The 25172-nt window shown below is 58.1% G+C and carries 21 protein-coding genes and 1 tRNA gene; 5 read left to right on the top strand and 17 right to left on the bottom strand.

Annotated elements, in window-relative coordinates; genetic code table 11:
- The first annotated feature begins 550 nt into the window (after positions 1-550).
- From ISP14_RS11715 to ISP14_RS11705, 3 genes are all read left to right on the top strand, one after another.
- Positions 551-1663, top strand: a complete 1113-nt coding sequence (locus tag ISP14_RS11715; RefSeq protein WP_404539860.1) for a hypothetical protein — start codon at positions 551-553, stop codon at positions 1661-1663.
- A gap of 64 nt (positions 1664-1727) precedes the next feature.
- Positions 1728-2177, top strand: a complete 450-nt coding sequence (locus ISP14_RS11710; RefSeq protein WP_404539857.1) for an H-NS histone family protein — start codon at positions 1728-1730, stop codon at positions 2175-2177.
- 498 nt (positions 2178-2675) lie between these two features.
- A complete protein-coding gene (locus tag ISP14_RS11705; protein WP_404539854.1) occupies positions 2676-4259 on the top strand; it encodes a site-specific integrase in 1584 nt (527 codons plus the stop codon).
- Here the strand turns inward: ISP14_RS11705 and ISP14_RS11700 are convergent.
- Together ISP14_RS11700 and ISP14_RS11695 are read right to left on the bottom strand one after the other, a co-directional pair.
- Positions 4256-5995 carry a P-loop NTPase fold protein gene (locus tag ISP14_RS11700; RefSeq protein ID WP_404539852.1) on the bottom strand — a complete coding sequence of 580 codons (1740 nt, stop codon included), beginning with the start codon at positions 5993-5995 and terminating at the stop codon, positions 4256-4258. The two genes, ISP14_RS11705 and ISP14_RS11700, sit on opposite strands and share 4 nt — an antisense overlap.
- A gap of 41 nt (positions 5996-6036) precedes the next feature.
- Entirely contained in the window at positions 6037-6336 is a 300-nt protein-coding gene (locus tag ISP14_RS11695; RefSeq protein ID WP_404539849.1) for a helix-turn-helix domain-containing protein, read from the bottom strand.
- Positions 6337-6453: 117 nt separating this feature from the next.
- On the opposite strand from ISP14_RS11695, the gene ISP14_RS11690 reads away from it, so the two are divergent.
- Entirely contained in the window at positions 6454-7212 is a 759-nt protein-coding gene (locus tag ISP14_RS11690) for a hypothetical protein (RefSeq protein ID WP_404539846.1), read from the top strand.
- 346 nt (positions 7213-7558) lie between these two features.
- On the opposite strand, the gene ISP14_RS11685 is transcribed toward ISP14_RS11690, so the two are convergent.
- From ISP14_RS11685 to ISP14_RS11630, 12 genes are all read right to left on the bottom strand, one after another.
- The gene (locus tag ISP14_RS11685; protein ID WP_404539843.1) at positions 7559-9184 is read right to left on the bottom strand and encodes a MobA/MobL family protein; all 1626 of its coding nucleotides are present in this window, start codon (positions 9182-9184) and stop codon (positions 7559-7561) included.
- 388 nt (positions 9185-9572) lie between these two features.
- Entirely contained in the window at positions 9573-10085 is a 513-nt protein-coding gene (locus ISP14_RS11680) for a hypothetical protein (protein ID WP_404539840.1), read from the bottom strand.
- A 53-nt stretch (positions 10086-10138) separates the two neighbouring features.
- A complete protein-coding gene (locus ISP14_RS11675; RefSeq protein WP_404539838.1) occupies positions 10139-10837 on the bottom strand; it encodes an adenylate/guanylate cyclase domain-containing protein in 699 nt (232 codons plus the stop codon).
- Positions 10838-10847: 10 nt separating this feature from the next.
- Positions 10848-11762, bottom strand: a complete 915-nt coding sequence (locus tag ISP14_RS11670) for a TIR domain-containing protein (protein WP_404539835.1) — start codon at positions 11760-11762, stop codon at positions 10848-10850.
- Positions 11763-11921: 159 nt separating this feature from the next.
- Positions 11922-12272, bottom strand: coding sequence for a hypothetical protein (locus ISP14_RS11665; protein ID WP_404539833.1), 351 nt, complete (start codon positions 12270-12272; stop codon positions 11922-11924).
- A gap of 44 nt (positions 12273-12316) precedes the next feature.
- Entirely contained in the window at positions 12317-12511 is a 195-nt protein-coding gene (locus ISP14_RS11660) for a hypothetical protein (protein ID WP_404539830.1), read from the bottom strand.
- Positions 12512-12554: 43 nt separating this feature from the next.
- Positions 12555-13970, bottom strand: a complete 1416-nt coding sequence (locus ISP14_RS11655) for a DUF6538 domain-containing protein (protein WP_404539827.1) — start codon at positions 13968-13970, stop codon at positions 12555-12557.
- Between the two features lie 88 nt (positions 13971-14058).
- Positions 14059-14148 (bottom strand) — tRNA-Ser (locus tag ISP14_RS11650).
- Between the two features lie 47 nt (positions 14149-14195).
- Positions 14196-14573 carry an LrgA gene (locus ISP14_RS11645; RefSeq protein WP_404539825.1) on the bottom strand — a complete coding sequence of 126 codons (378 nt, stop codon included), beginning with the start codon at positions 14571-14573 and terminating at the stop codon, positions 14196-14198.
- Complete coding sequence (gene serS / locus ISP14_RS11640; RefSeq protein WP_404539822.1) at positions 14570-15850, bottom strand: serine--tRNA ligase; 1281 nt, start codon at positions 15848-15850, stop codon at positions 14570-14572. The genes ISP14_RS11645 and serS overlap by 4 nt, the downstream gene beginning before the upstream one ends.
- A gap of 73 nt (positions 15851-15923) precedes the next feature.
- On the bottom strand, positions 15924-16502 hold the full coding sequence (locus tag ISP14_RS11635; RefSeq protein WP_404539819.1) for a hypothetical protein: 579 nt from the start codon (positions 16500-16502) through the stop codon (positions 15924-15926).
- A 78-nt stretch (positions 16503-16580) separates the two neighbouring features.
- Positions 16581-17921 carry a replication-associated recombination protein A gene (locus ISP14_RS11630; RefSeq protein WP_404539816.1) on the bottom strand — a complete coding sequence of 447 codons (1341 nt, stop codon included), beginning with the start codon at positions 17919-17921 and terminating at the stop codon, positions 16581-16583.
- Positions 17922-18096: 175 nt separating this feature from the next.
- On the opposite strand from ISP14_RS11630, the gene ISP14_RS11625 reads away from it, so the two are divergent.
- Positions 18097-21123: a ligand-binding sensor domain-containing diguanylate cyclase gene (locus tag ISP14_RS11625; protein ID WP_404539813.1), complete on the top strand. Its 3027-nt coding sequence runs from the start codon at positions 18097-18099 to the stop codon at positions 21121-21123.
- A gap of 22 nt (positions 21124-21145) precedes the next feature.
- On the opposite strand, the gene ISP14_RS11620 is transcribed toward ISP14_RS11625, so the two are convergent.
- The 3 genes from ISP14_RS11620 to ISP14_RS11610 all read right to left on the bottom strand — a co-directional run bounded on the left by ISP14_RS11620 (position 21146) and on the right by ISP14_RS11610 (position 24945).
- Positions 21146-21835 (bottom strand): YoaK family protein, encoded by a 690-nt coding sequence (locus ISP14_RS11620; RefSeq protein ID WP_404539811.1) that lies wholly within the window; start codon positions 21833-21835, stop codon positions 21146-21148.
- A gap of 30 nt (positions 21836-21865) precedes the next feature.
- On the bottom strand, positions 21866-22525 hold the full coding sequence (lolA, locus tag ISP14_RS11615) for an outer membrane lipoprotein chaperone LolA (RefSeq protein WP_404539808.1): 660 nt from the start codon (positions 22523-22525) through the stop codon (positions 21866-21868).
- 92 nt (positions 22526-22617) lie between these two features.
- A complete protein-coding gene (locus tag ISP14_RS11610; protein ID WP_404539805.1) occupies positions 22618-24945 on the bottom strand; it encodes a DNA translocase FtsK in 2328 nt (775 codons plus the stop codon).
- Positions 24946-25172 lie beyond the last annotated feature (227 nt).

Here is a 25172-nt window from a genome sequence, read left to right as displayed (position 1 = left end):
GGGCGTACCGTCCTCGGCTTGCTTGAGCACGGCGATGATCTGGCTATCGCTGAATCGGGACTTCTTCATGGAACCTCCTCGGGAAAGATTACGAGAAAATTCCACTTTCAGCGTCTGCTAATTTACGGGGGGATTACCCCCCGGCGGGGCGTCGGCAGCGTAGCAAGCACCTGGTGAATGGAGCCGCTGGTCGCACCTGTCATGGAAACCGGCAAAACAAAACGACCGGCATGCCGGTCGTTTTGTTCGTCATGGTCCGCATCCGCGATCCGGACCATCAAGTTGGCGGAGAGAGTGGTGTGGGATCACCCTCTCCCACCCCAAGGCCTAGCCCCACATGCCGCGTGGTTTGGGTTGTGGAGCGATGTTCGACTATTCCTTCCTTCGCAGCAACTGTGAATTAAGTCACAAATTTGCTTGGCGACATCTCTGTCCGGCGACTTAGAAGAAAAATCGAGGGGCGGAGTCTCAAGCTCTGCGACACACCGCCGACAGGTTAAGTACGGCCTCGACTCGAAGATTGCGCGACCATCGCCCCAGAGAATCAGTGATGAAGGTAACAGCATACAAAACGGAGTTTGGGCCAGAACGCATATACGCCTCTGAACACCAAAAGGAGCGAAACGACTTAACTGGTGGCGATCCCCTCGGTGGTTTCATTGCCTGGAGTCTAGACGCCCCAGGTCAGCGCAAAAAAATGAAGCACGTTTGTAGAGGTGGCACCCCTCACTTCGTCTACGTCTCAAAGGCTGATGCTGATACGCAGGGCGGCGAATCGCTCGACCATCTTCTCTTCAAAGAAGCCGTTAGTGAAATCGGGCACACGCGCCTAATTCTCAATGGAGGTGATGCGTTCCCGATTGTAATTACCGCTGCATCGCTCGAAGAAAGAGTACGTCATCCGAGTGGGAACAACTATCGGGTAGATGTCTACCTCAAATTCGAGTCAGAGCATTTTTACGGTGAAAAATGGTCAGGTGAAATCTACTTTGAGGTGTGTCACAAGCATCCTGTGCCGACATCAAAAATACTTGACCTGAAAGACCTCGAGCTTCCCGTCATTGAATGCAAACTCAACAAACGATTCTTTTATCGATACGACGAGTCATCGACGACCAGAGCTCGCGAAAAACTTCACAAAGACATGATCAAAAAAACTCTTGAGAGCGAAGCTGGGTTCATCCCCGCGAAGATTCTTAGTGACCCCAGCTCTCCCGCCTACCTTAAACGTGAGCTTGACAGGCACATCGCCGAACTAGGGCGTGCAAGGCAACTTCTGGAGAAGCAGCACGCGGGCCTACAAGGCCAGCACAATCAACTGCAAGTACTTCAATCAGATTTCAATAGATTGGAGCTTGAGAAAGAAAAACATATTCGCGAAATTCAGTCGTTGGAACAAAAAAATTCAGGGCTAGGCACAGAACTTGTTGCCAAGGAAAGATCACTTTCGATTTTGAAAAAGAAAGTAAAACGCTGGACCATTATCGCCATCGTAACCATAATCTTGCTCGCAGCAACAATTGCGATTCTTCTTAAACATCGCGCAGACGACGCCCCTACCATCCCTCTGCCGACCGCCACTGAGCCCCAACAGATTCCCGTCGCTCCATCCACTCCATCCATCGCTCAAAAGCACGCACCATCACAAAAGCATCATCACTAACCTTCAACAAGCAAGGATGCCATGTATAGTCCAAGGGCCTCGCACTTTTCATGAAGGACCACCCATGGCCGTCAATCTCAAAGTTCTATCGCCCTCCGAATTGCAAGCGCTCATCAACAATGCGCAAGCGCAGATGTCTGATGCTCGCAAGAACCTTGTGCAGGACGTACGAACCAAGATTGACTCCATCCTCAAAGAGTCGGGCCTGACTCTCGACGAGGTTTACCATCGCCGTGGCACTAAGAAAGCCAAGCCTGGCAAGGTGAGCAATTCGCTCAAGGGCACGACCATTGCCCCGAAGTACCGCAACCCTGAGGATGCCAGTCAGACTTGGACCGGTCGTGGACGTAAGCCAAGTTGGGTCGCCGAAGCCCTGAGGAAACGTGGTGTAACCCTCGATAGCTTGCTCATTGGGAACGGCAAGACCACTACGAAGAAAGCCCCTAAGAAAGCGGCGAAAAAGGCCGTCAAGAAAGCTGTGAAGAAGATGGCACGTAGGAAAGCGAAAGTCTGACCGTCAGCTTCGGACAAAGAAAAGCCCCAGGGTTTCTCCTGGGGCTTTTTTATTGCCATAAGGTCATCCATGACCAATGAAGCTCCTTTACCTACAAGCAACTCTAATCAATTTATTTGTATATTTAGCTCAATTCACTCAGTGACTTAGCTAGTATGAATATACATATATATAACACTCTAATTACCCCCACACCATTCCTGGTTTTCTGAAAAACATAAAAACGAACAAATTTTGGGCGGATATCGGCATAAAACCTCCCTGACATACTTTTAGCATGCCAATAGATTGGCTTCTGTCAAGGCTAAATCTGCTTGCCGATTTTTGGGAGTGCAGGCATCCGATCCAAATCACTCCTTACACCCATGCAAATTCCGGGAAAAGGTGACACCCCTGATCATGATTTGACACCTTTTAGAACCTGGCTTTAATAGCCCCTTTTTAACCAGCCGCTGGATTGCTTATTGAGCGAATACACGGCCCCAAAAAGGGGGACCCATGCAAGCGACATCTATTACGTCTAACCCACTTGACCACTCGAGTCATTATGAAATCACTTTTGGCGACAACTATCTGAAAGTTGTCGCTAATGCCCAAAGCCATCCATTGGCTATGCAGGCTGTACAGACCATCAAGGCCGAGTTGGGTGAGCGCTATCGTTTGCATGGCAAACAAGAAGCCAACGCTGAACATACTGTGCAGGGCGGAGAGCCACCCCAATCCTCATCATCCGAGCCCACATCCCCCACTGAACCTGAATCTCCATCGCCGTCCCCACCACTGCGAGAGAAGCTTCGCTTCTATGCGGATGCGCACATCAGAAACATGGAAACGGGAAAAGTGGTCCGTACCAGCCTAACTGAGGCTAGATGGACGTTGGGCGTCTTCGAAGACTTGATTGGGAACAAACCGCTTGACTGTATCACCTACGACGATGTGGTGAAGTTCCAAAATGCCATCAAGGAGTGGCCTGCAAACATCCAGAACCGCAAGGACTTTAAGAAGCTCCGCCCAAGGGAGGTCATCAAGGAGGGCCGCTTACAGGGGCTGCCTCCGATTACACGAGAAACCCAGGGCAATCATGTTCGCGCACTCTGCACATTTTTCAATTGGTGCGTGGAAACCAAGCACCTGAAAGAAAGTCCTGCATGCCTAGTCGATTGGACACGCTACTCAGACCCCATCAAGCCAACCAAGGAAGTTATAGAAAAGCACGATCTATGTTCCCTGTTTGAACCTGCCTGTACCGGCACCATTACTGATCCTCGTTTCTTCTGGGCGATGTGCATTTCATACAAGTCATCCATGCGAGTTCGCGAAATAGCTCAACTTCGCGTGGAAGACATCAAGTATGCAACGGGATGCGATGAGCTTGGCAACCCCATCGATACTTATTATTTTGATATCTCAAAACATGGCAAAGGAAAAAGCGTCAAATCCAACTGGTCGACTCGCCAAGTCCCCATCCATTCGGAGATCATCACCCTTGGATTCTTGCAATACGTCGACGACGTGAAGAAAGCAGGATTTTCAGAACTCTTCCCGCGTATCGAGAAGAAAGGAAAAGACCCAGGTCATCCCATCACGATTTGGTTTGCAAAATACAAGAAAGCCCGTGGCATTACGTCAAGGCGGAAAACTCTTCACTGCTTTAGACATACCTTCACAACTCTTGCGAAGTACTCGCAGGTCCCCACCAGTGTCATCGATGCCATCAACGGCCACGCACCTGAACACAACGTCCGGGAAAAGTATTATGCAAAACGCCCCAACGTCTTAGCCTGCAAGAAATACATGGAAAAAATTGTATTTCCCGTTGTCCCGATGCAACCCTACGTATCAGGTCAGTTCGATGCATATCTCAAGGAAGTGCAGAAAGACCGAGAGCATCAAGTGGCTCACGAGCTATCCTTAGAACGACGGGAAAAAGAGAGGGTAAAGAAGGTCAAGGCAACAGGTGTATCTGGCCAACCCACAGCAACCACGATGGCAGCGATGAAAAAGGCAGGACGGTCACCGAAGCACATCCCTGCACCATCCGTCATCCACCACGAACCCGCATCACCCTTCGATGATGACTAGAAGGGTTGGTTTGGCTCCTTGGGCAAAAATCGGGAAAGACGAAGCGCATTCAATCGGTTCTCGCTGGCGATCCTTCTGAAAGCGACAACGGCAGTGGCATAGATCTTTTTAAAGTTTTCGTCGTTGTTGTTGCTTGTTATTGACCCAAACTGCAAACATGTCTTGATGTACATATCGAGATCTGTGTCCATGTCTATCGACTTGAAGAAAGCAAAGTATTCGTCCACCGTAGCATTTGACAGAACTTCTATCTGTTCCATGCTCCACCCGTTCTTGCCTGACATGTCCCTTATCGCATCTCCAAGCGTCGGCATCGACTTTTCGGAAAAGTAGGCATTTCTTGCCGTGTCCCTGAATTTCTCATCCACACTTTCGGATGACAGGAATGCGTTCTGAGGGTTGAGAAGCTCCTTGTTCTCACGCTTAGCCATCTCAATCCAATGATTCATCAACTCATCGGCGATGCCTTCATGCCCTAGTTCGCGCATGAGTCGAACAGTCCCCATCGCGTTTCCCAGATGAATCCACCTTGCCCCATCAAGAAACCTTTGGCGCAATGTTGCGACCAGCTCCTGCTCGTTGTCGGCAAATGTGTCGTGAAAAAGTCCCCAAGCCTGGGTGAAGCTTCCCGAGTGATTATTCTTCAGTGCCATCTCCTGAAAAGAATTGACCATGGCAACGAAGTCATCGTCCACTACATAGCCCTTCTCTAGAAACTGGCAGATGTGTAAATCGAACTCATCAGAGTCTCGATAGCCGTAGCCAGACAGGACTTTCTCGGTCACTTTTTGCGATTCGGTCTTCTCCGTTTTCCCTGACGACATCATCAAGGCGGCATAACTTGTGTCCTTCACTATTTCATAGGAAGGTACGGTGCTTTCGCGACTGTTATAGCACCACGTCAGAAGAACCGATGAATGAATAAGCTGCCGCGTAAGGGCTTCATCTTTTCCTTCCACATAGGGGAGCAGTGTTTCGATGACGCGCCGAATGCGCTGCAAAATCCGAATGTTCTTGATGTCAAGGCGAACAACTTTTTCTGTGACTTCCTTCGAATGCTCCCATTCGTCGGTAAAGACAAGCTTTGCGCACTCTTCTACTGAGGGTGAGAAAACCATCTCTCCATCAAAAACTTTTTCCTTGAAGGCATCTAAGACTGGCTTATCCGATTCCAGCTCATCTTCGTTCAAAATAACAACTATCCGACAGCCCCTTTGCTCCTTGAGCATGGAAACAAGACCCAGAACCTCCTTGAGTGGAAGCCCTGTACCTTTCCTCTCCACATCATCGAGGCATATCACATAATTTTTAATTGCAAAGAAGGACAGTGACTTCGCTACGCTTCCCCACGCCCCTAAAATAGGTGTCACCTGCGAAATATTCTTCCTACCTAAATTCAGCAACCGGCGACCTGGATCTTTGACCTCGTCGATGGAGGAAGACCGCATCACTGCTTTGGCATTTTCCGCCCACGTCGATGAGCTTGCACCAGCATCCACATCTTTGGCGGATACGGCGTTGTCAAAAATAGCTGACTTCAGTTCAGCAAGGTTGTTGGTCCCAAACAAGGATACGTAAGAATATTTTTTGACCAGCCCTTGTTGCGAGGCATCCTTGATAACCTGATTCCAAAAATAGGTCTTGCCACTGCCCCACTTGCCACTGATAGCAATGGCCTGGCGACTATCCGACTTGAGAAACCTCTCTACGGCTACCCGTACATCCTTCAGTGACATACCTTCCCCCTGATGATCTCGCCTCGGTCATCGAAGTAACCCTACAACCTCTTCTTGTCCTTCCGCTCAATACGGGGGGCTGGTTCGATTCGCTCGTCCAGGTATCGCCTTTCCAGCTCTGCATCGAACTCTGCCATTGAGACCCCGTAGAGCTTGCAGAGGTCACGGAGGACGAGATGATCGACGCCCCTGCTTCCTATCTCCATGTCCGACACCCCCGTCTGACTGATGCCCAGATGCTCAGAGACCGCGACCTGGGTCAACCCTGCCTTGAGGCGGTATTCCTTGAGCAGTGTGATGAGGATGACGTGTTCGGGGCGGTAGACGGATGTGGGTTTCATCGAAGCTGGTTCCGAAAAGGCCAGCCAAGTCTTTATCCCTATTTCATTTACCTGAGTTTCATGCACGTATCCCAAAAACAGGTTAAAGTGATTTCCCCATGGGAATCAGGGGTACACATGAACCAGCAAGGGGTAGCGGTCAGCGCCGTCATTTTGGGCGTGGTGGTTGGGGTGGGACTGAGCTTGGCCGAACACGCTCATCTCGCCTTGCTTGGACTGGTTCTGGCTGGATGGGGAGTCTTCAGCCTCATCCAAATTAACAAGAAGGAACGCAAGGTCTACCAGAACAGCTCGTATACGGCCCAAGAGGAATCGGACGGCCAAATCCGGTTCGACGTGCATGCTTCCCATCGTCGAAGCTTCACCACCCCTGCTGCCATTTTCCTTGGCCTCTTGATGGCTGGATTGGTTGGCGTGGTGACCGGGGTGATAGTCGGGTTCAACGGAAGCCCTCTCCTGTTGCTGCTGTCACCCATGGCAGGTATTGCCGCCGCGTTGACCGTTTTGCATCGCAATGCTGACCGTCGAGAATCTGCCTCCGATAGACGCATCTATGCATCGACGCACACCATCCACTACCCCGACCCGGCCAAAGACTTTGCACTGACCATGGTGCAAGTCAGCACCATTGACCGTCTTCGGATTCAGCAGTCGATTGCGAATACAACCCTGATGCAGGTTGCCAGCACAAGCCTAGATGCGGCCGTCCAAAGTTGGGGAGAACGGGCACGAGCCAAGTGGACGAACTGGTTTGCTGACCACTCCTACACGCTGGAAATTCACGCACAAGGCAAACGCCATGTGGTGGCCGGTGGCATGGATGAAGTGACCGCAAACGGTCTGATGGAAGCCCTCAGCAGAAAACTTGCGATTTAAAATACAGGGGATACATGATGAAAGCTGTCCGTGTGCTGGCAATGTTGCCCATCGCCTTGACGCTGACTGGATGCGGTCCATCCGGTCCGACTGACAACGATGTTCTGACCGCTTGGAAGGATAGGACTGCGTTGTGGAAGAAGGTTGGGCAAGACACGCTTCCACTTCCACCTCAAGCCGTGGTTGATGGATGCAAGCGTGACCCCAATCCCCCTATCGACAAGGGTGTCTACTTCATGTGCTACATCCGGTTGAACGGTAAGGATGACCCAAACCGCAATCCTATCCGCTTGCAACGAAACCCCGATGGAAAATGGAGCGCATGGTGAGCAACCAAGTCTTCCATTCAAGGATGCATGCCATCCTTTTTCGTCGGTGACGGAGTCAATCCAATCGACCGAACCTCCTCGTTCGGTTCCGAGGTTTCAAACATTGTCGGAAGCAGCTCCTTCACCAAAGCCCTATCGGAGTCCGGTAGGGCTTTTATTATTTCTGGAAACAAAACGGACTGGCCATGTAGCTTGACGACCGCATTCCTGATCGTTGCCACCACATCAGCTTGCTTGGTCTTTAAAGCACTGGCTTCCAGCTCCATTGTGACCACATGGGAAGCATGTTGGACGATGGTCTGCTTCAAGGCCTGGACGTGTTCATCATGACGACGAACTTCGTCTCGAAGACGCTCGTGCTCAGGAAGTGGTGTCCCACCCATCGAAGCAAACATTTTAATTCGAAATCGGTGGTCTTCTTCCCATCTGGCCAACCGAACTTTGGCTTTGTTCCTATGCTGGCGACTTTGGTCAGCCTGGTACTCAATACTCAGCTTTTCCGCACGCGCAACCTCGATGGTCTTCATAACCTCTTCTAGCTGCTGCATCAGCTCGTGATAGACAGCAAAGGCCTTATCCAACGCTTCCACAAGTACCAGCGAACGTTCGAGTTCATCCGCTTCTTCTTTGTTCTTGGGGGAAGGTGCCGATGCTCGAAGCCGATATGCCAAAGACCCTTGGCGCGTTATGAAGGATTGCGTAGCAGCAGGAGATTTCCGACTTTTAAAATGGGAAGTGGTGAACTTCGATAGCGCCTCTGTTTGGCGTTGTGAGCCCTTCCCACCTTCACGCCTCACGTCGCGAACAGCTTGAGCATGTTGGGCTTTCAACGCCCCCGCATGTGCCTTCTGATACACCTCAGCCATCACCAGAGCCTCACGAAGGTTGTCACCCTTGCTCGTATACAGGCCACGACGCTCCATTGCTGTAGCGGATTGCCCAAGGGTTGGCTGTGGCACAACGTTCATGCCAAGACGCTTGTAGCTCTTGTACTCATACTTGCTATCTGAGCCAGCTTTCCTCGCGTAGTCATTAGCAAGTTCGCTCCACTTGCAGTTAAGCAGTTCGATGAAGGCGGAACCGAGGTGCATTTTGGAAAACTCGTGAAGCTTGGGACCAAAGCCAGTCCCCTCACCTTCTTTGCCTTCTTCCAAATCTGCGAGAGGTCGCGTTGGGAAATACAAATGGGCATGGAAGCCTTGCTTTTCCGATGGCTTGAGGTTTCCCAGGGCATCACGGTCGGCATCTCTGTGTAAACCGAGGGAAACCGGAACATGCAGTTCCTCACAGATGAAGCGAGCCATCTCCTCACTCAGATCACCGGCGTCCTGGTCGGATAGGCCAAGAGGAATCGGAATTCTGTAATCCCTCGCGACTTGGGCATCTTTCCGTTTTTCCGATGCTTCGACCCTGTTCCAAAGTTGGGCGGGATCGGCAGCCCATGCTGGTGCATTGGGTGGCGAAACCGTCAGCGCCCGAACAATCTCTTCACCCAACTGCCGCCTCCGAAAATCATGCCAAACACCAGCTCGCTCATCGTAGAGCTTCAGGCCAAGCCGGTATGCCGCACCGGCAACCGCAGAATGTCCTTTCGAGCGTGAGTGAACTTCAAGATGGGGGCGAGCGTGGGCGTGAATATCCATAGGTGTCCTCCGTGACAGCGTCTTAGTGTTTCTGTTCAGGTCAATCCGTGACCTGCATTACATCCAAGCAGATTATCGAGAGCTGTCAAGGCATGACAGGCAATAAAAAAACCAACCTTTGAAGGATTGGCTTTGATCGCTTTGGGTTATGACCTTGATTTTACGCGACGTGTTGGTACAACACATAGACGCGCTCTTGCTTAAGCATAAAAACAAAACTTGCAATCCTTTAGGTAAATCCAATGACTGACATAGACATTACACGCATAATCAGACACCGACTCCTTGCCGAGCTAAATAAAATTATCGCCGAACTTCTCCTCAAAGAAGAGTATGGAAGCATTGATAAGCTTTTAGAAATCCAGAGGAGCTATGAAAAGCTAATTAACTAAATCTTTGATCCAAGTTCTGATGAAGGATCTCGTCGCCTTGCCATCTCGCTCTCAGGATGCTCCTCAACAACCACCTTACCCGCGACCTCATCAACCCTGGGATTCAATATAACTTTTCCGGCCCCAATGATGGCATCACGATTGGCCTTGTTGTCTTCCGCCTTTTGCACAGAACCATCCTTCATAACAATAATGATGTATGAATCTCCATTTTTGTCCGTGCAAACGTACGCAACAACAATCTTTTTTGCCTCAGCATCAGAAATCTCCTCGCCAAGCTTCACTAAAATTATGTCATTCATTTCTATGACATCTATTCCGGCACCTTTCAAAACGCTCCTATTGTGCTCGTTGTCTGGAATTGCTTTAGAGTCACCATCCGTAAAAACTACCAGTAAATACGGCTTGCCGTTTTTATCGCGACATCTGTAAACATTTTCAATTTCCTTAACTGGAACCTCGCCGTCAATACCATCTAGATAAACGCTTGCATTTAAATTCCTCGCCATTCTCATTCCCCGCAAATCAAGATTTTAGAACTGGAAAAACAGCAAAATGCAAATCAAGAGACAGACCACCAAAAATCAGAACAGAAAATATTGTGATTGTTCATCGAAGTCCAGGTCTTAGCCTGCCACATTGCGGCATCGTTCTTTCCGTACAACGTAGACCGACTAAGTAGATCGTGAACTTCTTTCGTAATCCAGGTCGGAGAGCCAGATAGAGAAGTCAACTTTGCAGCATAATTTGCCGCGCGCCCAACCCAAACCAAGTCGTTGTCACCTCGAACACCTGTCCGGACAGCCCTTAGGTCGGATACATCAATACCAACAATATTTTTGATGACATGGTCTGACGCATTCCACTTTTCTAATTTAATCTTATTTACAAGCTCGATAAGACACCAATGGATTTTAAGCGCAGCTCTTACTGCCCGGTCGGCCTTGCCGTCGTTGATGAATATGGCCATAATTCTGTCACCATCATAAGCAGTGATGTCACCGCCTTCAGATCGGATAACTTTAGCCGCGCAGTGCAGAAAGGACTTGTAGACTTGCGCACTGTATTCCCATTTTTTTGAATCTACCATGTTGGTAGAACCATCCAGATCTGCGTATAAAACAACTGCCTTTTCGAGATATACGGCTTTGTTCCCGAGACCTACATCTGTAGGACTTGGAACAACACGGCCATTGATTACATCCCAGCTTGTGGAGAAGATATTCCTTACTTCGTTAGTCAACTCGTCTTTCAATGACATTTATCTTCCCCTAAGATTTATCGGGACCAACTCTCTGAATATACGACCTAAGTTCATCGCACGCAGGCGATATGAAAGCCAACTCGTCGTCACCAGCCTTATACCGGTATGAAATAGTGGTAACTCCAGCCAAATCACTCGGCAACTTAACTTTCTCCTCTCTAGGCTCCATCAAAATCGCCCTCTGACGCCCCAGTCGCCCCATAAACAAGCCAAGCTCAAAGACCACATTGTCTCTGGGTGCTGGCCAAGGCTGCCCCCTGAAATTTGAGATGTCGTCTGCGTGTGCAATTGCAATTGCGAAATCTGACTTATCGACCTCTTTTTCTAGAGTATCCAATGTGTAATTCGTTACTTTAAACACGCCATCACTCCAAACGATTACGTCAAAATCGTCGTGAGCAAATGCTCTATTTATAAGCCGTGCAACTGGCAATGCTTCGCTGGAACAAATTATAAAAACTCGACTTCTTTCGTGGGCACCTCGCACCAGATGGTTTCTCTGGAGGAGTCGTCGAGAAAGTTCCCTCGCGATATGTTTATATATTTGAGGAAACGTATTTCCCAAGCCGTCAAAATCACTCTCAGAAATTCTTGCTACGACAGACGGTTCGCGAGCAACAATAGATGCAGATCTCTTTTGCGTAACTTCAATGGCTGCCATCTCGCCAACATGATCACCCGCACCTCTTACCCCCACCACCCTACCGTTAACGATGACTGAAAATGACCCTGAAACAATAAAAAACACGTCATTCGTAGAGTCATTCTGTTCGATTATTAAGCCATCTTTTGGGATATCCAAAAACTCGGAGCATTGAACCAAGGCATTCGCTAAATCATGGTTTCCCGACACCATTTTCTGAGCTAAAAGAGCCTCTACCTTTCTACGCTCACCATCGCCTCCAGAAAAGCGATCTAACATGGATGTCATTGGCTTTCCCCTAACCCTTCTCTAGAACAAAACATGTCTGAGCTTGCGACGTTACGACGCCACAGTGTTGCAACTTTGTAGCGACCGATATCGACTCGTGACTTAAGAACTGGCTTACCCAAGTCTTACACCAGATATTGTGAAATTAGATTAAGCGCTTACATCATCACCAGAACTAGGCAAGGCGCTGGCATATCCCCAAGTAAAATCTTTGTCGAAATGATTGAGAAACGTTTCGATGAGATGACCGTGGTAATAGCCATACACTTCAACCTCAATATTCTTGTCCTTAGGCCGGATGATGTTGAACCGTAGTTGCTCGTCTTCGACAACAGCCTTGAAAAAAGCTTTGTTCGCCCAGTCAGCAGCCTTATGGGTGTAATACCCATCGTTGCGCTTCACCCAGGTCGTGATTTTCCCCTTTTGCTCAGTCTGCGCAATTCGCGCATCAAACTTTTTGAGCAGTTCAGTAGCCTTGCTCGTCTTGAAATAGGCAGCCATCTCAATCCTCCATACTAGTTGAAGTTACATTAAGCAATCTTAATTTAGATCGGTATCCAGCCAGATCCGGCACACATGTTGCATTCTTCGTCGCCGACCATTCCTGTCTGGTCGCAATCAAAACAGACTTGCCATTTGTGCTCAGCTCCAACATGAAGCATCGGTTTCTTAGCTTTCTTGGCATCTGCCACATCGACGGTAGCGCTCTTCGTGCCTTTTAACTCTTCATCGCGCGTCATATGCAACTCCAATGAACGCCTGATACTCAGGCTCCTGATTCAATTACTTTTCCCAATCCAACTTCTTCACCGCATCCAACAGCTCTTTCATGGTTGGAGCCCTGCTGTAAGCAGCGTGATGCTCATCATCAAGTTCGTGTCCGACATACGCAGCGCGAATCTCAGAAAGCACGCCCAAAGTCTGTAGCCCCTGAATGAAAGACTTCCTGAGACTGTGGAAACCGAACTTGCCTTTCTCCGGCTTACCGACCGTCGCCAAAACATGACGACTGAAAGCCTTGCTCAACCAGTTACCCATGCCATTGACGCCATCGGTCTTCACACTCGGAAACAGACGTGTTTCTCCTGCTTTTCGCAGGGACTCCACCCGTTTTAACAGGCCAAGTTTGATGAGCTTTGGATGGATGGGAACTGTTCGGATGCTGATGTCTGACTTGACCGACTGCCCCTCAGACTCTTCGCAGATGCGGATGCATGGAATGCCTTCGACTTCCACAAAATCAGCCAAGGTCAGTTGTCCGACCTCTGCAACACGGGCACCGGTATACAAACCCACCCATGCACCCCAACGGGCAGACTCACTCAGACCCTGCTCCATCGCCTTGGTGTCATACAAGGCCTGGACCTGTTCCTTGGAAAAAGGCTTAAAACCCAACACGCGGCGTTGCCTCTTTTCCCGCATGCCGTAGATAACTTGACCCGCTGCTGGGTTCTCATCCTTGGCGAAAGGTTCGTAGTACCCACGAGCCTTCGCCCAGTCGAAGAAGCCCCTGAGATAGCTGAGTTTGTTGACGATGGTTGGGGTTTCGAGCTTGCTAGCCCTGAGTGCCATGACCCAGGCACCCACATCGATGCGACCCGCATCCTTGAGCGAGTTCTTTTCGCCGTAGTGTTTGGCGAAACCTTCGACCGCTGTTGTTTTAATTTTGAAGGTCTTGGTCTTGGTCGAAGGCTTGATCTCAGTCAGCCACTGAGTGACCAATTTTCCAATCGGTACGGCGGGAATCTTCGATGCTGGGTCGGATGCTAGAGACCGTTGAGACTCAGCGGCCCGAGCGGCTCGCATGAGTTCCTGATAGAAGGGCTCCTGGTCTAATGGACCGATGCGCTCTAGCGCATCCATGGCAAGGGCATGGTCATCCTCGCCACTGACCTCAAGCTCAACGGTGCCATCCGGTCGCCGGATGAGCTTGTAATCCTCTAGGCGCTTGGCCTTGAGGATTTGAGTAATAGTTGGGACGCTATCCTTAGCCACCACACTCAGCCCCCTGATTGTGTGTACCCGAGCATACCCCTGAACAAGGGCCAGCGCACGTTTCTGCGCCGTCAACAGGTCTCGTGTCCCAAGGCTTTTGGTGAGTTCAGTCTTGCCCGTCTCACGGGCCTGCCTGGAAGGCAATCTTTGGCGAAAATGCCATACCCCGGACGGGGCAAGCCTCAGGTAATTCGGGATGCGCATATCGGCTCACTTGTGGAGCGATATGTGGAGTGACGTGCCTTTTCTCAGACAACAAAAAAGCCCTATTTCTAGGGCTTCTTTGCCGTTTTGGCGGAGAGAGTGGGATTCGAACCCACGGTAGGCTTGCACCTACGGCAGTTTTCAAGACTGCTGCCTTAAACCGCTCGGCCATCTCTCCGGATTTTCATGCTCGCTGGCCGCGCTCTCGCGACGACGCGCATCCTATCAGGTACGCGGTGCTCCCTGCCCCGCGCGTCCCTTGCGCGACAGTGCGACCAGCGCCCAGATCGTGATCGCGACCGGGATCAGCGCGCCTAGCAGCGGCAACAGTACGGCAGGATGGCGCACGCTTACCGGTACCAGCTGCGTGGCCGTGGCATAGGCCACGATGGCGATGCGCAAGGCGCGGCGGCGACGGGCGATCCATGGGCTGGCGACGATCAGCACCAACGCCATGCCGCCGAGCACGAGGTCCAGCGTGGGCATGGCCCACACGCTGGCGAAGGCGAGGCGGGTGAGGATCACCGAGCCGAGCACCGCCAGCAGGAAGTAGCTGCTGTAGTACTCGACCTTGTCCCAGCCGCGCTCGGCAGGCGCGTTCACGCAATGCGCTCCTGCCCGGCCATGTACGGACGCAGCACCTCGGGCACGCTGATCGAGCCGTCGGCATTCTGGAAGTTCTCCATCACCGCCACCAGGGTGCGGCCCACGGCGAGGCCGGAGCCGTTGAGCGTGTGCGCCAGCTCAGGCTTGCCGGTGGCTGGGTTGCGCCAGCGCGCCTGCATGCGGCGGGCCTGGAAGTCGCCGCAGTTGGAGCAGGAAGAAATCTCGCGGTAGGTGTTCTGGCTGGGCAGCCACACTTCGAGGTCGTAGGTCTTGATCGCGGCGAAGCCCATGTCGCCCGTGCACAACAGCACCTTGCGGTACGGCAGGCCGAGCAACTGCAGCACCTTCTCGGCGTGGCCGACCATCTCCTCCAGCTGCGCATGCGACTGTTCGGGCGCGGCGATCTGCACCATCTCCACTTTCTCGAACTGGTGCTGGCGGATCATGCCGCGGGTATCGCGGCCGTAGCTGCCGGCCTCGGCGCGGAAGCACATGGAGTGCGCGCTGAGCCGCATCGGCAGCGCGTCGGCCTCGACGATGCTGTCGGCGACGAGGTTGGTGAGCGCCACTTCGGCGGTGGGAATCAGATAACGCTTGCTGTCGCCCACCTGGGTGCTGAACAGGTCTTCCTCGAACTTCGGCAGCTGGCTGGTGCCCTGCATGGTCTCGGCATTGACGATCAACGGCACGTTGCACTCGAGGTAGCCGTGCTCGCCGGTATGCAGGTTGATCATGAATTGCGCGAGTGCGCGGTGCAGCCGTGCGAGCTGGCCGCGCAGCACGGTGAAGCGTGCGCCGGAAAGCTTGGCGCCCGCATCGGCATCGAGCCAACCGTGGCGAGCGCCGAGGTCGACGTGATCCTTCACCTCGAAGTCGAACGCGCGCGGCGTGCCCCAGCGCAACTGCTCGGCGTTCTCGGTCTCGTCCCTGCCCAGCGGCACGGACTCATGCGGCAGGTTCGGAATGCCCAACGCGATGTCGGCGAGCCTGGCCTGCACCTCGGCCAGCGCGGCCTCGTTGGCCTTGAGCTTGTCGCCGATGCCGGCGACCTCGGCCATCAGCGGTGCGGTGTCCTCGCCTTTGGCCTTGGCCTGGCCGATCGCCTTGGAACGGGTATTGCGCAGGTTCTGCAGCTCCTGCGTCTCGGTGGCGAGCCGCTTGCGCTCGGTTTCCAGCACCTCCACCGCGGACACGTCGAGCTCGAAGCCACGGGTTTCCTTGAGGCGCGCCGCGGTTTCGGCGAGGCGCGAACGCAGCAGGGCGGGGTCGAGCATGGGTGGATCCATCGGGTGTATGAACCACCGATTATCGCTGCTCGCCCGCGACAGCCGCAACGCGCGCCCGGGCTTATCCGGGCGCCTTGCGCTCCTTCCGGCCTAGCCACCATGCCATCGCCGCTCCAGCCAGCAGCCAGCCAAGCAACTGCTCGACCAGGGCCGCCAAGGTGAAGCTGGCCGGGAAGCGGTACCAGTTCCAGTACGGCACCATCGCGCTGAGCCATGCGAACAGCGCCGCGGCGGCGGCGATGCCCATGCGCCGGCGGAAGCCGAAAGCGGCCATGCCCATCACGAACGCCAAGGCTAGCGAGGCCAGCGTGTCCGACGCCCACTGGCGCGGCAATTGCCGGCTCATGTCGGTGGTGTCGTCGCCCTGCGGCAGATAGACCACCCACGCATACGGCATCTGTACCGCCTTCTGCTGGTAGGCCTTCTTCGCCGCCGGGTCGTTGAATTGGTTGGGGTCCAGCCAGGGCAGGATGTAGACGCCGGGCGTGTCGCCCAGGCCCTGATGCAAGGTGCTCAGCACCGTGTCTTCGTGGACCGGCGCGCGCAGGCCGGGATTGCCCAGGCCCAGCGCCATGTGCGCCACCGCTCCCCAGAAGAACATCACGATGCCACCGATGATTGCCGCCACCAGTACGCGCATGTCTCGCCCTCCCCGTTTGACCGGTCCGAATCTCGCAGCTCGCGCCTGAGCCGGCAAGCGGCGCCGCAGCAGCGTTGCTCAGCCTTTGCCGCGTGCCTTGCGGCGGGCTTCGCGCAGCGCCAGCAGCTTGTCGCGCAGTTGCAGTTCCAGGCCGCGCTCCACCGGCTCGTAGAACACGCTGCCCGCCAGGGCGTCGGGCAGGCATTGCTGGTCGAGCGCGACGCCGCCTTCGGCGTCGTGGTCGTACTGGTAGCCCTTGCCGTAGCCCAGGCCCTTCATCAATTTGGTGGGGGCGTTGCGCAGGTGCATCGGCACGTCCAGCGTGCCGGTGTCGCGCACGGCGTCGCGGGCCTGGTTCCAGGCCATGTAAGCGGCATTGCTCTTGGGCGCCACGGCCAGCCAGATCGCCAGTTGGGCCAGGCCCAGCTCGCCCTCGGGGCTGCCGAGGCGCTCGTAGGTGTCCCAGGCGTCCAGCGCCATGCGCCAGGCGCGCGGCTCGGCCAGACCCACGTCTTCCACCGCCATGCGGGTCATGCGGCGAGCGAGGTAGCGCGGGTCGCAGCCGCCGTCGAGCATGCGCGCCAGCCAGTACACGGCGGCATCGGGGTCGGAGGAGCGCACGGATTTGTGCAGTGCCGAGATCTGGTCGTAGAACTGTTCGCCCTGCTTGTCGAAGCGGCGCGTGCGGTCGGCCAGCACCTGTTCCAGCGTGGCCTGGCCGATACGGCCGCCCTCGGCCAGCTCGGCGGCGATTTCCAGCAAGGTGAGCGCGCGGCGAACGTCGCCGTCGGCGGCCTGGGCGATCAGCTGCAGCGAGGCGTCCTCCACCTGCAATTGCTGCGCGCCGAGGCCGCGCTCTGTATCCGCCAGGGCGCGCCTGAGCGCGGCCACGATGTCGTCCGCCGACACTGCCTCCAGCACGTGCACACGGCAGCGCGAGAGCAGCGCGGAGTTCAGCTCGAACGAGGGATTCTCGGTAGTGGCGCCCACGAACAGGATCACGCCACGCTCGATGTGCGGCAGGAAGGCGTCCTGCTGGGCCTTGTTGAAGCGGTGCACCTCGTCCACGAACAGCACGGTGCGCCGGCCCTGGGCGAAATTGCCCTCGGCCTCGGCCAAGGCCTTGCGCACCTCAGGCAGGCCCGAAAGCACCGCCGAAATGGCCTTGAAGTCGGCGTCGGCGTACTGCGCCACCAGCAGCGCCAGCGTGGTCTTGCCGCAACCGGGCGGCCCCCACAGCACCATGGAGTGCAGCCGCCCCGCCTCCAGCGCGCGGCGCAGGGCGCGGTCGGGCGCCACCAGGCGACGCTGGCCGACGATTTCGTCCAGGTTGCGCGGACGCATGCGCTCGGCCAGCGGCTTGAGCGCCTCGGGTTCGGCAAACAGGGAGGGGGTCGAGTGGAAAGGAGCCTGGGGCATGGCGGCCATGATACGGCGACGGGCGCCGCCCCGCCCCTGGCAAGGACCGCCCGGCTATCATAAGGGCCGGGAACAGCGCACCACGCAAGGAGCCGCGCATGTCCGGGGAAAGACATCGCCATCCTGATCCGCACCGCCACCGCCGAAAGCGGGGCGACGGTCCGGAGGCGCGTGCGTGAGTGGTGGCTCCGCCCTGCGCACGGCCTTGCTGGCCTTGCTGATGCTGCTGCCCCTGGCGGGGTTGCGCGCGGCCGGCATCGTCGATCCCTGGCAACCCTTCGAGCGGCAATGGTTCGACACCGTGGGCATGGCCGAAGGTCTGCCCCACTCCATCACCACCGCGCTGGCGCAGGACCGCAACGGCCTGCTCTGGATCGGCACCATGGGCGGGCTGGCGCGCTACGACGGCTACCGCATGCAGGTCTTCGAGCTCGGCGACGCCGCGGCAGCCGGCCTGCCCGACACCTACGTGCGCAGCCTGCTCGCGCTGCCGGACGGCGGCGTGCTGGTAGGCACCAATGCCGGCGGACTGGCGCGCTTCGATCCCCAGACCGGGCGGTTCCACAGTTATCCGATCGGCCCCGGCGGCACCGGCAACCGCAAGATCTACAGCTTGTCGCCCGACGGCGACACCGGCGTGTGGATCACCACCGACAGCGGCCTGGATCGTCTGGACCTGCGCAACGATCGCATCGAGACGATGGGTACCGGCGCGCAGGCTGCCCCGCGCAACTTCAGCAGCTACCAGGACCGCGCCGGCAACCTGTGGCTGGGCAACGACAAGGGCCTGCTCGTACGCTACGCGGGCCAGCATGACTTCGTGCGCCCGGAGCACCCCGCCGGCGTGGTCGACAAGGTGCTGCACGACGAAATCTGGGCCTTGCGCGAAGACACCGAAGGCCGTTTGTGGGTGGGCAGCGTGCAGATGGGCGCGGTCTACCGCGAGCCCGACGGCAGCTGGCACACCATCCCCGGCTTCAGCGGCTACGACGGCACCGCGCGGCAGGCCACCGTGCGCGACTTCCTGGAGGTAGGGCCGGGCCGGATCTGGATCGCCACCGACGGCGATGGCATCGTGACCTACCGCCCCGGCGACGCCGGCACGCGCGTGCTCGACCACGACACCTCGCTGCCCTCCTCGCTGCCTGGCAATTCCGTGCGTACCCTGCTGCTGGGCCAGGCCGGCAATGTCTGGGCCGCCACCGACCTGGGCGTGGCGCGCAGCAACGCCGGGAGCAACATCGCGTTCTCCATGCTGCCCTCGTCCGACGTCGCGCACTCGTTGGCCAATCCCAACGTGCGCAGCATCCACGTCGATACGCGCGGCCGGATCTGGCTGGGCATGGCCGCAGGCGAGATCGACATCATCGACCCGGTCACCGGCAACGTGCGCCATCTGCGGCTGACCGGCAAGCAGTTGCGCCGCGACGTGCAAAGCCTCGCCGAAGCACCGGACGGTTCGATCTGGATCGGCACCCAGGGCCTGGCACAGATCGATCCGGACACGCTGGCCGTGCGCGACGCGATCCTGCCCGCGCTGGGCGACAGCCCGGTGCTGAGTCTGCTGCGCCTGGATGGCTACATGCTGATCGGCACCTACAACGGCGTGTACCGCTACGACACGCGCAGCGGCCAGCTGGTGCATTTCCGCCACGCCGCCGACCAGCCCGGCAGCCTGACCAACGACACCGTGCGCCAGATCGCGCGCGTCGGCAAGCAGGTCTGGTACGCCACCAACAACGGCATCAGCGTGGCAAGCGATGCGCTGCAGACCGGCGGCTTCGTGAACCTGTCCGAGCGTGACGGCGATCCGGCCAGCCTGCCGCAGGACCTGGTGGATTCCATCGCCGTCGACACGCAGGGCCGCCTGTGGGCCGGTACGCTCGGCGGCCTCGCCATGCTGCCGCACGGCGGCACGCCGCCCTACCGCTTCCAGCGACTCGGCGTGGCCGCGGGCCTCGTCAGCGACAAGATCACCGCCTTGCTGCCCGACAACGAGGGCAACCTATGGGTGAGCACGTCCAACGGCATCTCGGTAGTCGGCGGCCGCAGCCTGCGCATCCGCAACCTCGGCGTCCGCGACGGCCAGCGCATCTCCAGCTACATCTACGCCGCCGCCGCACGCATGCCCGACGGTACCTTGCTGTTCGGCGGCCTCGGCGGCCTCACCCTGATCCGCACGCAGGGACGGCTGCCGGACGCGCCGAAGGTACCGCTGCGCATCACCAATGCCCTGGTGAACGGGCACCCGCTGCCGTTCGGCCTGTTGCCCGGCGACCACGGCACGCTGGCGCTGGCCGCGCAAGAGCGCAGCCTGCGGATCGACTTCGCCCTGCTCGACTACCAAGCGTCGTCTGAAACTGCCTACAGCTATCGCATGGACGGCTTCGACGACGCCTGGATCGATGTTCCCAAGGGCGGCATGCCGAGCGCGGTCTACACCAACCTGCCGCACGGCCACTACGTGCTGCATTTGCGCGCCGTGCCGCGCGGCCTGCATGCGCGCACGGCCGAAAGCACGTTGGCCGTCACCGTGGCACCGCTGTGGTACGAGACGCTCTGGGCGCGCTTGCTGGCGATCCTGCTGCTGCTGACGCTGGTCGTGCTGCTGGTGCAGCTGCGCACGATCTACCTGCGCCGCCGCGCTGCGCAGCTACAGGCGCAGATCGACGAGCACACGCGCGAGCTGCTTGCCGCCAACCGGCGGCTGGACCTGCTTGCCGGCACCGACGAACTGACCGGCGTCAGCAATCGCCGCCGCTTCCTCGAACTGGCCGAAGGCGTGCGGCGCACCGCCGGCGCGACGCCGGCGTGCATCGCCCTGCTGGATCTGGACCGCTTCAAGCGGATCAACGACGAACACGGCCACCTCGCCGGCGATGCGGTGCTGCGTTCCAGCACGGGCGTCATCTGCCAGCAGTTGCGCAACGGCGACCTGATCGGTCGCTACGGCGGCGAAGAGCTGGTGCTCTGCCTGCCGAACAACCCCGGCAGTCACGCGATGGCGATCGCCGAACAGATCCGCCTGTCGCTACGGACTTCGCGTACGTGGCACGAGGGTCGCGCCATCACCATCACGGTGAGCATCGGCATCGCCGAACTCAAGCCTGGCGAAAGCATGACCTCGTGGCTGTCGCGCGCCGACACCGCGCTCTACGAATCCAAGCACCGCGGACGCGACTGCTGCACGCTGGCGGGATGAACCCGCCCGCAGCGTGGCGCAATCATTCGTCGGTGGAAGCTGCGCTGCCCGGCGCGTATAGCCGATACAAGCCGTAGCCCAAGCCGCAGACCCCGGTGAGCACCGCAGGAATCAGCAAGCTGTGCTCGTGCATCATGCGGAACAAGCCGGCGCCGGCGGCGCTGCCAAGCGTGAAGCTGGCCGCCACCAGCACGCAGACGCGCAGGCGCAACCTGTCCACCGGCAGGCCGCGCAGCAGGTGGCCGAGGTAAATGCCCATATCGGTGAAGATGCCGGTGACGTGGGTGGTGCGGACCACCGCGCCGCTGAAGGCACTGACCATGCCGTTCTGCAGCCCCATGCCCACCGAAGCCAGATACAGGCCGGCAGCGTCGGAAGCATCCAGCAGGGGCACGGCGGCAAACAGCAGCAAGGACTCCAGCACCAGCGCCACGCCGTAGCGCCGGCCGAGTTTCAGCGTGCTCTGCTGCACGATCATGCCGCTCAGCATGGCGCCCAGCACGAAGGCCGCGATGGCCAGCACCCAGTGCACCGTCTCCCCGGTATCGCCCTGCCCCAGCGCGATGCCGAGCAAGCTGGTGTTGCCGGTCATGTTGCTGATGGATTCGTGCCTGAAACCCAGGTAGCCCACCGCATTGACCTGGCCCGCGATGAAGGCCAGCACGGCGGTGCCGAACCAGGCCCAGCGCGGCAGCTGGCGCAATACCGGCATCAGGGGTGCCCGCTCAACGGAGGCTCCGGCTCAGTTCTTCAGTGGCTGCACTTGCAACACCGGCGCGTCGCCGATCACGTCGGCCCCTTTGGGCGGCACGAAGGTGAACACCGAGGACGGAATCGCCACGTTGCGCTTCCAGTTCGAGAAGCGGATGTCGGTGGTGGAGCCCAGCTGGTCCTTGAAGGTCATGCGCGCCAGGCCGTTCGCGTCGAAACCGAGGTCGGCATAGGCGAACTGCGGGTCCTTCGCGGTGGAGGTGAGGCGCAGCCAGGCCAGGCCATCGTGCTCGCCCTGCTCGCTGACCTTGAACTCGCGGTCCATCTGCTTGAGGTCGGTGAGCACGGTGAGCGGGCTGTGCGCCTCCTCGCTGCTCTGGACGCGCACGGTGACCTGCTCCAGCTCGGGGTCGTACATCCACACGCGGCTGCCGTCGGCCACGATGGTCTGCTTGTAAGGCGCGGTGGTTTCCCAGCGGAACTGCCGCGGCGCCTCCAGCGCCAGCGTGCCGCTGCTGGCCTTGCCGGCATTGCCGTTCGGGTCGACCAGGTTCTGGCTGAAACTGCCGGTGAGCGAATGCAGGCCCGTGGCAAAGGCATCCAGGCGGGCCCGGGCTGCGCCGGTGGCGGCCTGGGCCATGCCCGTCAGCGACAGCAGGAGTGCGGCGGCGGCGATAGCGAAGCGTTTCATGGCAACCCTGGGCGCAATGCGATAGGCGCATTGTAGAGGGGAAGGCTTAACCGTTCGACGCCATACGCCTTCTCCCCCGGGGAAGAGATCAATCACCCCTTCGGCGGCGGCGGTGCAAGCACCTCGCGGTTGCCGTTGTGCTGCGGGGCGCTGACCACGCCATCCTGCTCCATCTGTTCGATCAGCCGCGCGGCGCGGTTGTAGCCGATGCGCAGGTGCCGCTGCACACCGGAGATCGAGGCGCGGCGGGTCTGGGTGACGATGGCCACGGCCTTGTCGTAGAGCTGGGCGTCGGCGTCGCCGCCCTCTTCGCCTTCCTGCGGCAAGCCGGCGTCGTTGATGAACTTGCCGTCGGCGGTGGCCTGCACCTCTTCCAGCACGCCCTCGATGTACTGCGGCGCACCCTGCGCCTTCAGCCAGGCCACCACGTTGTGCACCTCGTGGTCGTCCACGAAGGCGCCGTGCACGCGCTCGGGCATGGCGGTGCCGGGCGGCAGGTAGAGCATGTCGCCGTGGCCGAGCAGCGCCTCGGCGCCGCTCTGGTCGAGAATCGTGCGCGAGTCGATCTTGCTCGACACCTGGAAGGCGATGCGGGTGGGGATGTTGGCCTTGATCAGGCCGGTGATCACATCCACCGACGGACGCTGCGTGGCCAGCACCAGGTGCACGCCGGCGGCGCGCGCCTTCTGGGCGAGGCGGGCGATCAGCTCCTCCACCTTCTTGCCCACGATCATCATCATGTCGGCGAACTCGTCGATGATGATCACGATGTAGGGCAGCGGCTCCAGCGGTTCCGCGGCGAGGTTCGGCATCTCGGGATTGGGGCGGAACAGCGGGTCCAGCAGCGGCTGGCCGGCATTCTCGGCGTCCTTCACCTTCTTGTTGAAGCCGCTGAGATTGCGCACGCCCACTGCGGCCATCAGCCGGTAGCGGCGCTCCATCTCGGCCACGCACCAGCGCAGCGCATTGGCAGCCTCCTTCATGTCGGTGACCACCGGCGCCAGCAGATGCGGAATGCCCTCGTAGACAGAGAGCTCCAGCATCTTCGGGTCGATCATGATCATCCGCACGTCTTTCGGGCTGGCCTTGTACAGCAGGCTCAGCACCATCGCGTTGACCGCGACGGATTTGCCGGAACCGGTGGTGCCGGCCACCAGCAAGTGCGGCATCTTGGCGAGGTCGGTCACCACCGCGCGACCGCCGATGTCCTTGCCCAGCGCCAGCGCCAACGGCGACTTGGTCTGGTCGTAGCGGTCCGAGCGCAGGATCTCGGAGAGATAGACGATCTGCTTCTTTGCGTTCGGGATCTCCAGGCCGATCACGTTCTTGCCCGGAATCACGTCGACCACGCGCACGCTGACCACCGACAGGCCGCGCGCGATGTCCTTGTCCAGGCTGGACACCTGCGAGCCGCGCACGCCGGCTGCGGGCTCCAGCTCGAAGCGGGTGATCACCGGGCCGGGATAGACGCCCACCACCTTGGCTTCGATGCGGAAATCCTTGAGCTTCAACTCGACCTGGCGCGACAGCACCTCCAGGGTTTCCTCCGAATAGCCCGGGCCCTGCTCCGGCGCTTCGTCCAGCAGCGACAGCGGTGGCAGTTCGCCAGGCGTGGAGGCGCCAGTGAACAGCGGGATCTGCGTTTCCAGCTTGGCGCGCTCGCTCTTCGCCACCGGCGCCGGCGGCGTCTCGATGCGCACCGGTTCGCGCTTGGCCTGCTTGACCGCTTCGACCTTCTTCGCCGTCTCGCGCTCGGCGCGCGCCTGCTGCGCCTTGAGCGCGTCGGGCGCCTCACGCAGCTTGCCGCGCAGCCACTCGACCGCACGCAACGTGGCTTGCCCGGTCCAGTCCATCACCTTGAACCACGACAGCCCGGTAGCCAGCGTCACCGCCACCAGGAACAGCGCCAGCAGCAGCAGCGGGGCGCCCTTCTCGCCGAACGCGGCAAGCAGGCCGCGCGCCACCGCGCTGCCGATCACGCCGCCGGCGCCTTGCGGCTCCATCGTGCTCTGCCGGAAGTTGAGCCAGCACAGGCCCGGCGCGGTGATGAAGAAGAACACCGCGCCGATCAGGCGCAGCGAGGATTCCCACGGATGCACCGGCTGCGCGCCGCGCTGGCGCAGCACCTGCACGCCCAGCAGCAGCAACAGCAGCGGGAAGAAATAGGCCACGCCGCCGAACAGGTAGCGCAGCAGGTCGGCGACATAGGCGCCCACCGTGCCGCCCAGGTTGTGCACGTGCGCCGACGCGCCGACGTGCGACCAGCTCGGGTCTTGGGCGTTGTAGCTGAACAGACACACCAGCAAGTACAGCGCCAGCGGCAGCAATACCAGCGCCCCCGCCTCGCGCAGGCGGCGCTTCAGCTCGTCGCTCAGGGCGACCGTTTCCTTCTTCTGCTTGACGTTTGCGCTGCGCGCCACCGGGACGGGCTTCCTTGGTTGTCGGGATTCCCGGCAAGTCTACACAGGGAATCCCGAAAAACCGCCCTCTTGGCGATTTTGGAGTCAGCGGGTCTGCCCTGCCACCGCCGATCAAGCACTTGCGTGCCTGCCACGCCACATCTCTTGCCAAAGAGAAGGAAGGAATCGGCACGCCATGGCTTGAATCGGCCGCCGGCCTTCCCCATCCTTGCTGGCCTGCATCCGTG

It is taken from the genome of Dyella agri (genome assembly GCF_044904705.1).
GTDB lineage: Bacteria > Pseudomonadota > Gammaproteobacteria > Xanthomonadales > Rhodanobacteraceae > Rhodanobacter_A > Rhodanobacter_A agri.
This window is presented reverse-complemented; position numbering and strand designations above follow the sequence as displayed.

Bases quoted from the DNA above. Each gene is read 5' to 3' on its own strand.
- ISP14_RS11715 (WP_404539860.1), top strand. From the start codon at position 551: ATGAAGGTAACAGCATACAAAACGGAGTTTGGGCCAGAACGCATATAC.
- ISP14_RS11710 (WP_404539857.1), top strand. From the start codon at position 1,728: ATGGCCGTCAATCTCAAAGTTCTATCGCCCTCCGAATTGCAAGCGCTC.
- ISP14_RS11705 (WP_404539854.1), top strand. From the start codon at position 2,676: ATGCAAGCGACATCTATTACGTCTAACCCACTTGACCACTCGAGTCAT.
- ISP14_RS11700 (WP_404539852.1), bottom strand. From the start codon at position 5,995: ATGTCACTGAAGGATGTACGGGTAGCCGTAGAGAGGTTTCTCAAGTCG.
- ISP14_RS11695 (WP_404539849.1), bottom strand. From the start codon at position 6,336: ATGAAACCCACATCCGTCTACCGCCCCGAACACGTCATCCTCATCACA.
- ISP14_RS11690 (WP_404539846.1), top strand. From the start codon at position 6,454: ATGAACCAGCAAGGGGTAGCGGTCAGCGCCGTCATTTTGGGCGTGGTG.
- ISP14_RS11685 (WP_404539843.1), bottom strand. From the start codon at position 9,184: ATGGATATTCACGCCCACGCTCGCCCCCATCTTGAAGTTCACTCACGC.
- ISP14_RS11680 (WP_404539840.1), bottom strand. From the start codon at position 10,085: ATGGCGAGGAATTTAAATGCAAGCGTTTATCTAGATGGTATTGACGGC.
- ISP14_RS11675 (WP_404539838.1), bottom strand. From the start codon at position 10,837: ATGTCATTGAAAGACGAGTTGACTAACGAAGTAAGGAATATCTTCTCC.
- ISP14_RS11670 (WP_404539835.1), bottom strand. From the start codon at position 11,762: ATGTTAGATCGCTTTTCTGGAGGCGATGGTGAGCGTAGAAAGGTAGAG.
- ISP14_RS11665 (WP_404539833.1), bottom strand. From the start codon at position 12,272: ATGGCTGCCTATTTCAAGACGAGCAAGGCTACTGAACTGCTCAAAAAG.
- ISP14_RS11660 (WP_404539830.1), bottom strand. From the start codon at position 12,511: ATGACGCGCGATGAAGAGTTAAAAGGCACGAAGAGCGCTACCGTCGAT.
- ISP14_RS11655 (WP_404539827.1), bottom strand. From the start codon at position 13,970: ATGCGCATCCCGAATTACCTGAGGCTTGCCCCGTCCGGGGTATGGCAT.
- serS (WP_404539822.1), bottom strand. From the start codon at position 15,850: ATGCTCGACCCCGCCCTGCTGCGTTCGCGCCTCGCCGAAACCGCGGCG.
- ISP14_RS11635 (WP_404539819.1), bottom strand. From the start codon at position 16,502: ATGCGCGTACTGGTGGCGGCAATCATCGGTGGCATCGTGATGTTCTTC.
- ISP14_RS11630 (WP_404539816.1), bottom strand. From the start codon at position 17,921: ATGCCCCAGGCTCCTTTCCACTCGACCCCCTCCCTGTTTGCCGAACCC.
- ISP14_RS11620 (WP_404539811.1), bottom strand. From the start codon at position 21,835: ATGCCGGTATTGCGCCAGCTGCCGCGCTGGGCCTGGTTCGGCACCGCC.
- lolA (WP_404539808.1), bottom strand. From the start codon at position 22,525: ATGAAACGCTTCGCTATCGCCGCCGCCGCACTCCTGCTGTCGCTGACG.